11 protein-coding genes are annotated in these 13,449 nt (G+C 59.6%); 5 read left to right on the top strand and 6 right to left on the bottom strand.

Annotated elements, in window-relative coordinates:
* Positions 1 to 58 precede the first annotated feature (58 nt).
* The 4 genes from A8B84_RS15680 (at position 59) to A8B84_RS15665 (ending at position 3,507) form a co-directional block, all read left to right on the top strand.
* The gene (locus A8B84_RS15680) at positions 59 to 811 is read left to right on the top strand and encodes a transporter substrate-binding domain-containing protein (protein WP_064230038.1); all 753 of its coding nucleotides are present in this window, start codon (positions 59 to 61) and stop codon (positions 809 to 811) included.
* Positions 812 to 862: 51 nt separating this feature from the next.
* Positions 863 to 1,567, top strand: coding sequence for an ABC transporter permease (locus tag A8B84_RS15675; RefSeq protein WP_064230037.1), 705 nt, complete (start codon positions 863 to 865; stop codon positions 1,565 to 1,567).
* A 3-nt stretch (positions 1,568 to 1,570) separates the two neighbouring features.
* On the top strand, positions 1,571 to 2,293 hold the full coding sequence (locus A8B84_RS15670; protein ID WP_064230036.1) for an ABC transporter permease: 723 nt from the start codon (positions 1,571 to 1,573) through the stop codon (positions 2,291 to 2,293).
* A 158-nt stretch (positions 2,294 to 2,451) separates the two neighbouring features.
* Positions 2,452 to 3,507, top strand: a complete 1,056-nt coding sequence (locus A8B84_RS15665) for a succinylglutamate desuccinylase (RefSeq protein ID WP_064230035.1) — start codon at positions 2,452 to 2,454, stop codon at positions 3,505 to 3,507.
* Positions 3,508 to 3,523: 16 nt separating this feature from the next.
* Here the strand turns inward: A8B84_RS15665 and A8B84_RS15660 are convergent, their stop codons facing one another.
* Positions 3,524 to 6,550 (bottom strand): efflux RND transporter permease subunit, encoded by a 3,027-nt coding sequence (locus tag A8B84_RS15660; protein ID WP_064230034.1) that lies wholly within the window; start codon positions 6,548 to 6,550, stop codon positions 3,524 to 3,526.
* Positions 6,550 to 7,629, bottom strand: coding sequence for an efflux RND transporter periplasmic adaptor subunit (locus tag A8B84_RS15655; protein WP_064230033.1), 1,080 nt, complete (start codon positions 7,627 to 7,629; stop codon positions 6,550 to 6,552). The genes A8B84_RS15660 and A8B84_RS15655 overlap by 1 nt, the downstream gene beginning before the upstream one ends.
* A gap of 166 nt (positions 7,630 to 7,795) precedes the next feature.
* On the opposite strand from A8B84_RS15655, the gene A8B84_RS15650 reads away from it, so the two are divergent.
* Complete coding sequence (locus A8B84_RS15650) at positions 7,796 to 8,431, top strand: TetR/AcrR family transcriptional regulator (protein WP_064230032.1); 636 nt, start codon at positions 7,796 to 7,798, stop codon at positions 8,429 to 8,431.
* Positions 8,432 to 8,453: 22 nt separating this feature from the next.
* On the opposite strand, the gene astB is transcribed toward A8B84_RS15650, so the two are convergent.
* From astB to A8B84_RS15630, 4 genes are read right to left on the bottom strand one after another with little or no spacing between them, the layout of a single operon-like run.
* Positions 8,454 to 9,794, bottom strand: a complete 1,341-nt coding sequence (gene astB, locus A8B84_RS15645; RefSeq protein WP_064230031.1) for an N-succinylarginine dihydrolase — start codon at positions 9,792 to 9,794, stop codon at positions 8,454 to 8,456.
* Between the two features lie 14 nt (positions 9,795 to 9,808).
* Positions 9,809 to 11,284 carry a succinylglutamate-semialdehyde dehydrogenase gene (astD, locus tag A8B84_RS15640; protein ID WP_064230030.1) on the bottom strand — a complete coding sequence of 492 codons (1,476 nt, stop codon included), beginning with the start codon at positions 11,282 to 11,284 and terminating at the stop codon, positions 9,809 to 9,811.
* Entirely contained in the window at positions 11,272 to 12,372 is a 1,101-nt protein-coding gene (astA, locus tag A8B84_RS15635) for an arginine N-succinyltransferase (RefSeq protein ID WP_064230029.1), read from the bottom strand. The genes astD and astA overlap by 13 nt, the downstream gene beginning before the upstream one ends.
* A 52-nt stretch (positions 12,373 to 12,424) precedes the next feature.
* The gene (locus tag A8B84_RS15630; RefSeq protein WP_064230028.1) at positions 12,425 to 13,444 is read right to left on the bottom strand and encodes an arginine N-succinyltransferase; all 1,020 of its coding nucleotides are present in this window, start codon (positions 13,442 to 13,444) and stop codon (positions 12,425 to 12,427) included.
* Positions 13,445 to 13,449 lie beyond the last annotated feature (5 nt).

Here is a 13,449-nt window from a genome sequence, read left to right as displayed (position 1 = left end):
AACCAAAAACTTCCATCAAAAATAAAGCCCAAAAGGCAAACCACTGGAGAAGTGACACATGAAAAAAATGATTTTTGCAGCAAGCTGCGCCCTCGCCCTGATTGCTGGTGGAGCACAAGCCCAGGAACGGGATCTCCGCATCGCATTCGACGTGCCCTACGAGCCGTTTGAGTACAAGGACGAGAATGGCGAACTTACCGGTTTCGAAGTTGAACTGGCAGAAGCCATGTGCGAAGAAATGAACGCCAACTGCGAATTCGTGATCCAGGCATGGGACGGCATGATCCCGGGCCTGCTGGCACGTAAATTCGATCTGATTATGTCTTCCATGTCCATCACACCAGAGCGCGCAGAGCGGGTTCTGTTCTCCGAGCCGTACTACAACACCCCGGGTGGCTGGTTCGGCCCTGAGAGCTTCAACACCGACGTCACTGACATGAGTGCGATGGAAGGCAAGACCGTAGGCGTTCAGCGCGGCACCACCATGGACACCTATGTGACAGAAAACATGGGCGGCGTTGTCACCATCAAGCGTTACACCACTGCCGACGATATGGTCCTGGACCTTGAAGGCCAGCGCCTGGACGTTGTGTTCGTAGATTACCCGGTAGGCGAGCAAACCGTTCTCTCCAAGGAAGGCTTCAAGGAAGTCGGTGAGCCGGTCAAGCTGGGCGAAGGCGTGGGTGTTGCCATGCGCCAACGCGACACCGAGCTTGCAGAGGAAGTGAACGCTGCCCTTCGCACCCTGAAGGAGGATGGTACCTACGACACCATCATGCAGAAGTACTTCGCTTACGACATCAAGATGTAAATCTGCCGAGGGGTGGCCCGTTGGGGTCACCCCTGCTTACCGGACATTCCCATGCTTGATCTCAAAGGCTATGGCCCGGCCCTGATGGATGGGGCAATAGTCACCATTGAACTGGCCTTCCTGTCCCTTGCTCTCTCGGTTGCCCTGGGACTGGTTGGCGCGTCTGCCAAGCTGTCGCAAAGCCGGGTAGCCAAAGGTATCGCGACCACCTACACCACCCTGATTCGTGGCGTGCCAGACCTGGTCATGATGCTGTTGTTCTACTATGGCGGCCAGGTGGCAGTGAACATGCTCTCGGATTACATCTGGGAAGCTTACGAAATCGACTTTTTCTTTCAGTTCGATCCGTTTATCTCCGGCGTTGTAACGATCGGGCTGATTTTCGGCGCCTATATGACCGAAACCTTCCGGGGCGCGTTCCTGGCCGTTGAAACCGGCCAGATCGAGGCTGCCCGGGCCTATGGTTTTACCCGTTTCCATACCTTCCGCAGAATCATGCTGCCGCAGATGCTGCGCCATGCTCTGCCCGGTCTGGGCAACAACTGGCAGGTTCTGTTGAAGACCACCGCCCTGGTTTCGATCATTGGTTTGACGGACATGGTTCGTGTGGCCGAGGAAGCCGCCAAGGCGGAGCGCATGCCGTTCCACTTTTTCATTCCGGTGGCGTTTGTTTACCTGGCCCTTACGGCAGGGTCTGAATTGTTTATCAAGTGGCTCGATAAACGGGCCAATGTCGGCGTGGTTCAGGGGAGTTAACGGATGCCTGATTTCATTGCCGAGTGGCTGAACCAGAACGAAATCTTTACCGCCATGACCATCATGGAATACTGGGATGGCATGGTCACTACGGTGCACCTGGTGTTCCTGTCACTGGTTATCGGTTTGCTGGTGGCGGTCCCGCTGGCCATCCTCCGGACGGTTCGCAATCCGTTCGTGTCTGGCCCGGTGTGGCTTTACACCTATCTGTTCCGCGGCACGCCGCTTCTGATTCAGCTTTACATCATTTATTACGGGCTGGCCCAGATTGAGGGCATACAGGAAACCTTCTGGTGGGAGATTTTCCGGGAGCCTTTCTACCCTGCCCTGCTGGCGTTCACGCTGAACACGGCGGCCTATACCACGGAGATTATCCGCGGGGCCATTGTGTCGACGCCCCACGGTGAGATTGAGGCGGCCAAGGCCTATGGCATGAACTGGTTTATGCGCATGCGGCGCATTGTGTTGCCTAGTGCTGCGCGGCGGGGGGTGCAAGCATACTCCAACGAGGTGATCTTCATGCTGCATGCCAGTGCCATTGCCAGTGTGGTGACCATCGTGGATCTGACGGGGGCGGCCCGTAACATTTACTCGCGGTTCTATGCGCCGTTTGATGCGTTTATCTTCGTGGCGCTTTGCTATATGGCGCTGACCTTTATTCTGGTGTTCGCCTTCCGCAAACTCGAAAATCATCTGCTGAAGCATCAGCGGCCGGTGAACGGCTGACTTCCGTGCGTTTTACCTAAGTGCCCGGGCAGGCAGGGTATTGCCTCCCGGGAACCGCTACGAGCACATCCATGTGCGCTTGACTGAAGCCATCCATGGCTTCAGACATTCCCGGGAGGCAATACCCTGCCCGCCCCCAGACCTGTTTCGGGGCTTCTATGTCGGCAAAACAAGACCTGTTCGGAACGAACTCTGACTGGCTTTCGCATACCCTCGACAACGCGGAAGCGTCACTTCCTGAAACCAAAACCCTCCTCCCCGATGGCACCCGTATCAGCCGCAAAGCCGTTGGCGTTCTGGACATTGTTCCTCCTGCAGGCCGCAGCAATCCGAATGCCGAGGCAATCATTGTTTCAGCGGGTGTTCATGGCAACGAGACTGCGCCTATTGAGGTTCTGAACGGGCTGGTTTCCGAATTGATTGAGGGCGATTGGGAGCTTGCCTGTCCGGTGTTGCTGATTCTCGGGAATCCACCAGCAATGGTGGCCGGGGAGCGGTTTATGGAGGTGAATCTGAACCGGCTGTTCGATGGCGCTCATGGGCGGAGCGAGCATAAAGGGCTGGCCGAGGCTGCGCGGGCGCAGGAGCTTGAGGAGGCTTGCCGGCAGTTTGCCATGGCCAATCCCCAGGCGCTTTCTCACTACGATCTGCACACGGCCATTCGCCCTTCTCATCGCGAGCGGTTTGCGCTGTATCCGTTTGTTGAGAGTCGAACGGTGCCGTTGGATCAGTGTGATTTTCTGCTGGAAGCGGAGGTTGAGACGCTTCTGCTGCAGCATAAAGCGGGTACGACGTTTTCGTCGTTTTCCTCGTCGCTGCTAAAGGCGGAGAGCTTTACCGTGGAGCTGGGTAAGGTGCGGCCGTTCGGGCAGAATGATCTGGGACGTTTCTCGGGGACTCGGGATGCGTTGCGGCGGCGGTTCCGGGGGCTTTCTGCTCCGTATCGTAAACCGCCGTTTGATCACCTGACGGTGTTCGAGGTGGTGCATGAGATTCTGAACACCGGGAAGAACTTCCGTTTCCATATTCCAGACGATGTCGCCAATTTCACCGAGTACCAGCCCGGCACTGTCATCTGGGAGGATGATGAAACCAGTTACCGGGTGGGGCATTCGCCGGAGGCGATTGTGTTCCCCAATCCGGAGGTGCCCATTGGCCACAGAGTTGGGCTGATGATCCGGCCAAGAACGGGGTCAGATGAAAGTTTCATCTGACCCCATTTTCAGCTGGTCAGGCCGGGGCGTTTTCAGGTTCCGGCACGCTGACTTTGATCAGTTGGGTACAGACAGCCGGGATGACCAGCAGCGTGAGCACCGTTGAGGCCAGCAGGCCGGAGATGATGGCCCAGGCCATGGGCGGCCAGAGCGTGGAGCTTGAAAACGCCAGGGGCAGCAGGCCGGCCACGGTGGTTGCGGTGGTCAGCAGGATCGGGCGGGTGCGCTGCTCTACCGCGTTGCGCATGGCATCGCGGATGTCTTTTCCTTTCTCCAGTTCCCGGTCCATCACGTCCAGCAGAACGATGGCGTTGTTCACCACGATACCCACCAGCGCAATAACGCCTAACAGGGACTGGAAACCGAAGGGTGAGCCGGACAGCACAAGCCCCGGGAAGATGCCAACGGTGGCCAGCGGCACCGTCAGCAAGATAATCCCGACCCGGCGGAAGGAATTGAACTGCAGCAGCAGGAAGAACAGCAGCAACAGCATCCCGATTGGGGCTGCGGTGAGCAACGCGGTATTGGCTTCACCGGAGCCTTCGGCATCCCCGCCCATGGCCATCCGAGTGCCCGGCGGCAAAGGGTTTTCTTCAAGGCCGGCGTACAGGCCGTCCAGCGCCTGGCTGAAACTGTAGTCGGTTTCGAGGTTTGCGGTGACGGTGTTCATTCTCACGCCATCACGCAGGTATCGAGCCGCCGGCTCCCAGGTTGTGTCCACGGTAGCCACGGCCGAGAGTGGTACGGCGTCGCCGCGGTCGTTGTAGATATTCACGGACAGCAATCGCGACAGCGACAGGGCCGTGCCTTCACGGGAACGCAGCACCAGGGGAATGGGGTCATCTTCCTGACGATAGCGTTCGGCCACTACACCAAAGCTCTGGCCGTACAGGCTCTGGGCCACATCGGCGCGGGTCAGGCCGTATCGGGCCGCCGTGGCGTCGTCGACGTTGATGGCAATGCTGGGTACGCCAATATCCAGATCATGGCGGACATCAACCGTGCCCTCGACGCCCCGGAGAATGCTGAAAATCTGCTCCACCGCTTCTATCCGAGTGCCATCGTCGGCGTGGTAAACCCGGATTTCCACCGGCGCTGCCCTGGGAGGACCCTGCCCGAGGATACCCACGGTCACATCCAGTTCCGGCATCTGATCCTTAACATGAGCGCGGATCCAGCGAATCATGCCGGTGGTGTCTTCCAGCGTGGGAGTGGTAACCACCAGCCGGGCCCGGTTCGGGGCCTGGGGGGCGCGTTGGAGGTTGTAATAGAAAGACGGCCCTGTGAAGCCCACAAAACGGTGAACTTCAAGGGCATCAGGCTGTGATCGGATAATTCTTTCGAGGCTTTCCGTTGCTTCAGCGGTGCGGGCCTGGTCGGTGCCCTCGGGCATGAAGACTTCGACAATCACCCTCGGGCGATCGGCATTGGGAAAGAACTGCTGGGCCATAAAGGGGGTCATGGCCAGGCTGATTCCGACCAGTATGGCGCCGGTGGCAATCAGGCGCCCGGGGTAACGGGAGACCAGGCCGCCAAGGAACCGCGCCACACCGATCAACCGGTCCTGCTCGGCTTTGCGGCGGGGTTTCAGGAACCTGGCCGCCAGCAGGGGAACGGCGGAAATAGCAAGCAGGTAGCTGACGGACAGTGTCAGCATGATCATGACCGGCACACCGCGGGTGAAATCAGCGGCACCACCCTTGGCCAGCAGCAGGGGTGCAAAGGCCGCCAGCGTGGTTCCCGTTGAGGCGCCCAGCGGGCCTGCCAACTCACTGACGGCCTTGCGCAGGGCGTCCAGCCGGCGCATGCCCTCATCCAGGTGACCCTGAATGTTTTCGACGATCACTATGGCATTGTCGATCAGAATGCCGAGCGAGATCACCATGCCGATCACCGCAATCTGGTGCAGCACACCGCCCCCCAGATCGTAGAGCCCGACACTGATCAGGGCGACCATGGGCAGGATCGAGGCCACCAGCAGGCCCATCCGGATACCCATGCCGGTAAAGACCACTGCCACGATGATCAGCACTGACAGAACCAGGCTCCAGGCCAGGTTATCGAGCCGTTCCTGCACTTTGTCTGGCTGGAAGAACATTTCCCGGATCTCGTAGGGTTCAAAATCGCCCCGAATCTGGTCCATGCGTTCACGCACGCGCTCGCCGAAGCGGATCGCATCGGTGGTGCCCTCTTCCATGATGATGGATACCAGCACCACCCGTTCGCCGTCGTACCAGGTTTCCGGTTGCCTCGGTTCCACGGGCCCACGCCAGACATCCGCGGCCGCGGCCAGCGGTACCTGGGAGCCGTCGGGCAATTCAATGGGCGTGGCACGAATCGCGTCAATATCGGCAAATTCACTGTTGGGAAGCACTGAGAGGCGGCGGCCATCAACCACCACGAAGCCACCGGGGATGGTCTGGTTGCGCCGTGCCAGTGTGTCCAGCACCCGCGCCGGGGATATGCCCAGGCGGTAAAGCGCGGCATCGTCCAAGGCCAGGGTAATCTGCTCGTCGGCATCGCCTTCCCGCTCAATACGCGACACTCCCGGTAGATCCGAGAGGTTCTGCTTGAGCCGTTCGGCGATGTCGGTTAATTCGGTGACCGAGGGCGAACCACCCACGGCCATGACAATGGCGGGAATATCAATCAGCCGATCATCAAGTACCATCCTTCCCACATCATCCGGGAAGTCCTGCTTGGCCCGTTCCATGGCCTGACGTACCCGGTCCCAGGCCGGGTCGGTGTCATAAATATCATCGTTCAGACGCAGGCGGACAAGGGCCACGCCGGTGCGAGCCGTTGACTGGGTGAAGTCCACCTCTTCCACCTGACGCAGCTCATCCACCAGGGGCCGAAGCACCAGCCGTTCGACGGCCTCGGCGCTGGCGCCGGGATAATTGATGCTGATCAGGCCCGCCCGATAGGGAAACGACGGATCTTCCTGGCGCGGCATGGTGCTGTAAGCGGCGATACCAAGCAGGCAGAGCATGGTCACTACCATGCCGAGAAGGCGCTGGCAGTTCAGAAGCCGGCGGGTCATCACCGCACCTCCACGGCATCACCGTCCGCCAAACGCGTCATACCGGCATACACCACCTGATCACCCGGGGACAGATCACCGGAGGTAACCACTACCCGCTCACCAACAACCCGGTCGACTTCCACCGCAACCCTGTTGGCCACGTTATCCCGAACCCGGAACACGCTGACGCCTTCGGCATTGCGGATCACCGACAGCAGGGGCACCGTGAGAGCCGACTCCCGAACTGGCGTGATACCGACCTCCACGGGTGCTCCGGGCTCCAGTGTATTAACCGGCAGGCTCACCAGAACCGGGTGCAGTTCGCCGCGAATGGCACTGGCCTGGGCAATCTCGACCACGGAGCCGGTTTGGGGCGGCAGGCTGCGATCCTGCACCGACCAAACGGGCAAGGTCTGCTCAAGCGTCACATGATCCAGCAGATACGCCGGCACCCTCACCTCAACCTCGCGCCCCTCAGGAGAGGAAAGCCGCATCACCGGCTGACCGGCCGCGACGAATTCATCCCGCTCGACCAGCAGGGCTTCTACCCGGCCGGAAAACGGAGCCCGCAGCGTGCTTTCTTCAAGCAACTGGGTTGCCTCCGCCAGCGACGCCCGCGCCGTTGCCACGCTGGCATCCAGGGAGTCCCTCCGCGCTGCAAGCTGCTCCAGGGTCTGCTCCGACACTACACCACGCTCATGCAATCGGCTGGAGCGCTCCCACTCCCGCTGGGCCTGCTGATACTGCGTCCTCAACTCTTCCAGCCGGGCCCGGGCAGAATCGCGGGCCGGCTCCAGGCCGGGATTGTAGACGCGGGCGAGAACATCACCGGCCTGCACTGTCTGACCCAGCTCCACCGCCCGCTCCTTCAGGTTACCGCTCACCTGGAATGTCAGTGTGGCGCGCTGAGTGGCGCGAACAATGCCCGAGAACCGTAGCGGCATATCCTGGCTTTCACCGCCGGTAACTTCTGACACACGCACTGAAACCTTCTGAGGCCCGGATTCCGGGGCTACGTCGCTGGCTTTACAGCCCGACAGAAACAGTGAGAAAACCGCAAGCGAAACGATGGCGATGGGGATTCGAAGTGGTGTCATGACTCTTCCTTTCATCCATGCTTGTGTAGTTGGCGGGGTCCTGTCCCTGGAGAAACCCGATGGTCGATTTAGACATCATGTCATTCTTTGACATTTTGTCAATAATCGGGTTTGATTCGTTTTCAGGTATCCTATGCCTGCTGTTGCCAACTGACCGGATGATTGAATGAGCGAACCGCTGAAAACCCGCCGCGAGCGAGAAAAACAGGCCCGTTACGACACCATTCTGGATGCCGCCGAACTGGTGTTCTCAGAAAAGGGCTACGAGCGCACGTCCATGGACGACATCGCCCGTACCGCCAGTCTCAGCCGGGCCTTGCTGTACGTGTACTTCAAGGACAAGGCGGCGATACAGCGGGGCATCATGCTCAGGGCGGGGCACGCCCTGTTCCGGCGATTCGAAGAGGCAAGGCAGACCGCCGACAACGGTCTGGCCCAGATACGGGCAATGGGGGAATCCTACTATCGCTTCTATCTGGAGGAACCGGATTATTTCTCGGCACTGACCAAGGCATCCACCGCCATGGCCGAGGCCGATGAAAGCCAGGCTGAGGAAATGCTGTGCTCCAAATCAGACCTGATGGAACTGATGGTGGGGGCCATCGAACTGGGGCTTCAGGACGGCACCATGAACAGGGACCGGATTAACAACCCCGTTCAGACAGCCCTGTACCTGCGCGGCGCCCTGCATGGGGTAATCCTGCTCTGCCAGTCGGAAATGGGCGAGGGAAACCCGGAGTTTCCGGCCGAGCAGTTGATCCGGCACACCATGGACATGCTGACGTCGTCGATTTCCGCCTGACGGCCTTGGGCTCAACAAGCGTCTAAAGCTGGAAATCGTAGATGGAACCCAGGCCCATGATCCCGGTGAGTTCATCCAGGGCTTTGCGAACTTCTTCCAGCAACATCGGGTCGCCCAGCTCATCCTGGCTGAGTTCATCCCGATAATGGGCTTCCACCCAGGTGGTCAGGCGCGCATAGAGTTCATCCGTTAGCAGCACGCCCCGATTGATAGCCCTTAGCTCATCGTCATTCAACACCACTCGCAACCGCAGGCAGGCCGGGCCACCACCGTTACGCATGGACTGTTTGACGTCAAACACCTCTACCGAGGTAATAGGCCCGCCGGACTTCACAAGGCTATCCAGATAACGACTGACGGAAGCCACTTCCCGGCACTCGCCGGGCACCGCCAGCAACATGCCATCCGGCGTGTTCAGTAGTTGGCTGTTGAACAGATAGGAGGCCACCGCATCTTCCAGCGGCACATCGGCACTGCTGACCCGAACCGCTTCCAGCTCGGCACCGGTCAGGCGCTCCCGGATATCCGCCAGCACCTGCTCTTCGTTGAGAAACGCCATGTCGTGGTAGAACAGGGTATTGCCATTGCCAACGGCAATCACATCATTGTGAAACACGCCGCCATCAATGGCTTCCGGGTTCTGCTGGGCAAAGACCCTATGCTGATCCTTGAGGCCATGCAGTCGCGCCACTGCCTGGGATGCCTCAAGGGTCTGTCGCGCCGGGTATTTATGCGGTGCCGGCGCCTGTTCGTTGAATGCAATCTGGCCGTACACAAAGAGTTCCACCCCGGGCTCGCCGTACCCGGCGCACAACCGGGTGTGGTTGGCGGCGCCCTCATCCCCGAAGTGGCTCACTGATGGCAGCGCCGGATGGTGGGCAAAGTAGCTTTCGTCAGCAAAGATGGCTTTCAGGGAGCGCCCGGTCACCGTGTGTTCGATGGAACGGTGGAACTTGGCGCTCAGGTTCGCAGGAGTGAAATGCACGCGGTGGTCTGAGGTATCAGCACTGGGCGACACCGTGGCCGCATTGGCCGTCCACATGGGCGACGCAGAGGAGACTGCCGCCAGTATGGACGGGCTGGATTTGGCCGCCTGCTCCAGCACACGGGCATCTGTCCCTTCAAACCCCAGGGCCCGAAGCGTAGGAATATGCGGGCGTTCATGGGGCGGCAGAATGCCCTGCACATAGCCCCGGTCCGCCAGGCGCTTCATCTTGGCCAGGCCCTGCAGTGCCGCCTCTTTCGGGTTGGAGACGGAACTGACATTGGACTTGGAAGCCACATTGCCCCAGGACAGCCCCGCGTAATTGTGGGTGGGGCCAACCAGGCCATCGAAGTTTGCTTCTACCGCGTGTTTCACCATGACACTGGGTCCCGTTAATCGAAATTGAGGCCGGGTGCCAGGGAACCTGGCAGCTCACTCTTGCCGGCCTCCAGAGAAGCCATGGGCCAGGCGCAGTAGTCGGCAGCATAGTAGGCACTCGGGCGATGATTACCGCTGGCGCCAACCCCACCGAAGGGCGCGGCACTGCTGGCTCCGGTCAGTGGCCGGTTCCAGTTCACAATGCCCGCGCGAACCTCTTCTACCAGCCGCTCATAGAGTTTCCGGTCGTCTGTGAGAATGCCTGCTGAAAGCCCGTAATGCGTGTCATTGGCCAGCTCCAGAGCGTCATCAAAGCCCTTGTAGCGATAGACTGTCAGCAATGGACCGAAGAATTCCTCGTCGGTCACATCAAGCCCGGTGGCATCAATGATACCGGGCGACAGCAGGCCGGTTCCCGGCTTCAGGGACTTCATTTCCAGCAGGGATTTGCCGCCCTTCTCCAGAAGGCTGGACTGGGCAGCCAGGAGTTTTTCGGCGGCTTCGGCAGAAATCACGGAGCCCATAAACGGCTGCGGATCGGCATCGAACTCACCCACCTTGATGCGGGAGGAAACTTCCACCAGCCGGTCCAGAAAGGCGTCGCCCTTCTTGCCTTTGGGCACAAGGAGTCGGCGCGCGCAGGTGCAGCGCTGGCCGGCCGACAGGAATGCCGACTGCAGGGCATGATGCACTGCACCATCCACATCGGCCACGTCCTGCACGATCAGCGGATTGTTGCCGCCCATCTCCAGGGCCAGGATTTTCTCTGGCTGGCCGCCAAACTGCTTGTGCAGAAGGTGCCCTACGGTAGAACTGCCGGTGAAGAACAGGCCATCAATCCCGGGGTGGCTGGCCAGGGATTTGCCGGTAGCCGAGGCACCCTGCACAAGGTTGATCACTCCATCCGGAATGCCGGCTTTCTCCCAGAGTTTTACTGTCAGCTCGGCAACCCCCGGCGTCAGCTCGCTCGGTTTGAATACTACCGTGTTGCCGGCCAGCAGAGCGGGCACTATGTGGCCATTCGGAAGGTGCCCCGGGAAGTTGTAGGGGCCGAACACCGCCACCACGCCATGGGGCCGATGCCTGAGCACGGCGTGCCCACCGGCAACATCGGATTCGGATATGCCGGTGCGGTCGTTGTAGGCTTTCACAGAAATGCCGATCTTGCCGATCATTGCCGCCACTTCGGTGCGGGATTCCCACAGGGGTTTGCCGGTTTCCAGGCCAATCTGATGGGCCAACTCTTCTTTGTGAGCCTCAAGCAGCTCACCAAAGGCTTCGACAACAGCCTGACGTTCGGCAAAGCTCTTGCGCTGCCACTTCAGAAACGCGTTGCGGGCCTCACGAACGGCCGCATCAACATCCTCCAGGTTGGCGCTTTCGCCATCCCATATTGTCTCACCGGTCACCGGCTGGACAGATTCGAATATCGGCCCATGGCCCGGCAGCCAGAGCCCGTCGATAAACAGTTCACCTGTCAGCTTTGCCATTTCGATGCACCTCCCGGTACTGAGCTTCTATAACTATGTTTGGTCAGCATCCCCGAGTCTTTCAAGGGGGCCAGACGAACCGGATCACCAGATTCAATCTGCAATGCCTCGGCCACTTCCGGCGGCAGGCTGACGGTATCCGGCCCGATGCAATCTATCGGCAAGGTGGTCACCCGGAAATCCCGGAATGAGCGGTTCGACACCATCACCCGCTCATCGGCAGGCACGTCGAGGTTCACAGGTTTTCGAGTCACCATGGCGTGCCGGTTCATGCCTTCCCGTACCGTGCGGATGTTGTGCACGAAGGCTTCAACCACAGGGCCACCATCAAAAATGTCCACCAGCCCGTTAAAGTTGAACCCCTCTGACTGGAGCATGCGAAGCGCTGGCGCGGTATTGTCGTGAACCCGGCCAATCACTGCCCGGGCCGAATCGGGCAGCATGGGCAGGTAGATCGGATACTTGGGCATCAGCTCGGCGATAAAGGATTTATTGCCCAGGCCAGACAGCATGTCAGCCTCGCTGAACTCCATATCAAAGAACTTGGTTCCCAGCGCATCCCATAACGGGCTTCGGCCCTGAGCATCAGACACGCCGCGCATTTCCGCGAATACTTTTTCCGAAAAATGCTTGCGGAATTCATCCAGATACATGAACCGGCACCGGGAGAGCAGCAGCCCGTTGCCCCCGCCCTTGTAATCATCGGACAGCAGCAGTGAGCAGATTTCGCTGGTGTCGGTCATGTCATTGGACAGGTGCAGCGTGGGCGTGCGTACGTGAACACCCAGCTCTTTAGAGGCATTCACTGTGACGCTAAGACGGTAGTTGTAGAACACCTCGTCCAGACCGACCCGGGCCTGAATACCACTGATTCCGACGGTCTTCTTGCGCTGAATATCCTCAAGGGCAAACAGATACAGCCCCGCTTCCGGCGCAATGCGCTGGTTGAAGGTTTCACGGGCGTGATTGATCTTCTTCTGCAGCAGCTCGCGATCCGCCGGCAAGGTGGTCAGCCCCTTCCCGGCGCTCTGGGCCATGGCGTACAGGTCATCCAGATCGTTTTCCTGTAACGGGCGAATTACCAACATACGATCGCCTCCCTGAGCCCGGCAGCCACGTACTTTGCCATTCCGAAGCCTGTCATAACGGCGCAATCCTTACCCGGTCGCCCGCGGTCCTGTTCAGCGTCTTCCAGGTAGCGACCGGAACCTTGAGTTTGTCGTCCAGTGTCTCGGCGACCGGTGTCAGGGTGCAGCGAAACTGTTCCCGCTCGCCGGCAGCGATCAGACAGGTTTCGCCGGTATCCTCGTTGGTCCCATGAAGTTCTTTGGGGTGACTGGTCACCAGAGTTTTCAGGCTATCGGTGCGCCCCTCCAGGACCGGACCGGCATCAAAAATGTCCAGATAGCTTCCCGGTTGGAATCCTTCCCTCTGAAGCAGCTCAAAGTTAGGCACGGTTATCTGGTGCGGCTGCCCCATCGCGTTCTGGGCCGTCTCGCTCAGCAGCGTGACATAGATGGGATTTGGAGGCATGAGTTCGGCTATAAAGGTCTTGCTCAGCTGGCCGGAGTACTGGTCGGCCGTCTCGAAATCCATATCAAAGAAGTGCCGGCCAAGGCTGTCCCAGAAAGGTACGCTGCCATCCTCCTGCTGCACGCCCTGGATTTCCACCGCCATCCGCGGAGTAAACCATTCCCGATGATCTGCAATGAACAGAATCCGGGCCCGGGATAACAACTCGAACGCGTCGGTATCCTGGAGTTCGGGCCGGATGGAGAACGAACACAATAGCGAGACATCGGTGAGCGAATGGGAGGGATACAGCACCTCCACCCGGCGCGACACCCCCAGCTCATGGGATGCATGGATCAGGGCATCCCGCCGGTAACTGTAGAAGGGCTGGCCATTGCCGGCGCGGGCATCAATGCCTGCGGTGCCGGCAATGTCTCCGGTTTCGGTGTTTTCCAGCACGAACAGAAACCTGGGCGGATCATCTTCGGCGCTGATCCTGCCGGCAAAAGAAGCCAGGGATTGCTCGATCTTGTAGGCCAGGGCATCGCCCTGCTTGGGCAGAGTGGAGGAAAGACGGGCACACTGGGTGCCCGCCATGGCAAGAATCTGGTCCAGATCATCCGGCTGAGCCGGACGTACCAGCCACATAAAAT

It is taken from the genome of Marinobacter sp. EhC06 (assembly GCF_001650915.1).
Lineage (GTDB): Bacteria > Pseudomonadota > Gammaproteobacteria > Pseudomonadales > Oleiphilaceae > Marinobacter.
Note: the sequence above shows the minus strand (reverse complement) of the source record. Positions and strands in the feature narration are given on the sequence as shown.

Bases quoted from the DNA above. Each gene is read 5' to 3' on its own strand.
- A8B84_RS15680 (WP_064230038.1), top strand. From the start codon at position 59: ATGAAAAAAATGATTTTTGCAGCAAGCTGCGCCCTCGCCCTGATTGCT.
- A8B84_RS15675 (WP_064230037.1), top strand. From the start codon at position 863: ATGCTTGATCTCAAAGGCTATGGCCCGGCCCTGATGGATGGGGCAATA.
- A8B84_RS15670 (WP_064230036.1), top strand. From the start codon at position 1,571: ATGCCTGATTTCATTGCCGAGTGGCTGAACCAGAACGAAATCTTTACC.
- A8B84_RS15665 (WP_064230035.1), top strand. From the start codon at position 2,452: ATGTCGGCAAAACAAGACCTGTTCGGAACGAACTCTGACTGGCTTTCG.
- A8B84_RS15660 (WP_064230034.1), bottom strand. From the start codon at position 6,550: ATGACCCGCCGGCTTCTGAACTGCCAGCGCCTTCTCGGCATGGTAGTG.
- A8B84_RS15655 (WP_064230033.1), bottom strand. From the start codon at position 7,629: ATGACACCACTTCGAATCCCCATCGCCATCGTTTCGCTTGCGGTTTTC.
- A8B84_RS15650 (WP_064230032.1), top strand. From the start codon at position 7,796: ATGAGCGAACCGCTGAAAACCCGCCGCGAGCGAGAAAAACAGGCCCGT.
- astB (WP_064230031.1), bottom strand. From the start codon at position 9,794: ATGGTGAAACACGCGGTAGAAGCAAACTTCGATGGCCTGGTTGGCCCC.
- astD (WP_064230030.1), bottom strand. From the start codon at position 11,284: ATGGCAAAGCTGACAGGTGAACTGTTTATCGACGGGCTCTGGCTGCCG.
- astA (WP_064230029.1), bottom strand. From the start codon at position 12,372: ATGTTGGTAATTCGCCCGTTACAGGAAAACGATCTGGATGACCTGTAC.
- A8B84_RS15630 (WP_064230028.1), bottom strand. From the start codon at position 13,444: ATGTGGCTGGTACGTCCGGCTCAGCCGGATGATCTGGACCAGATTCTT.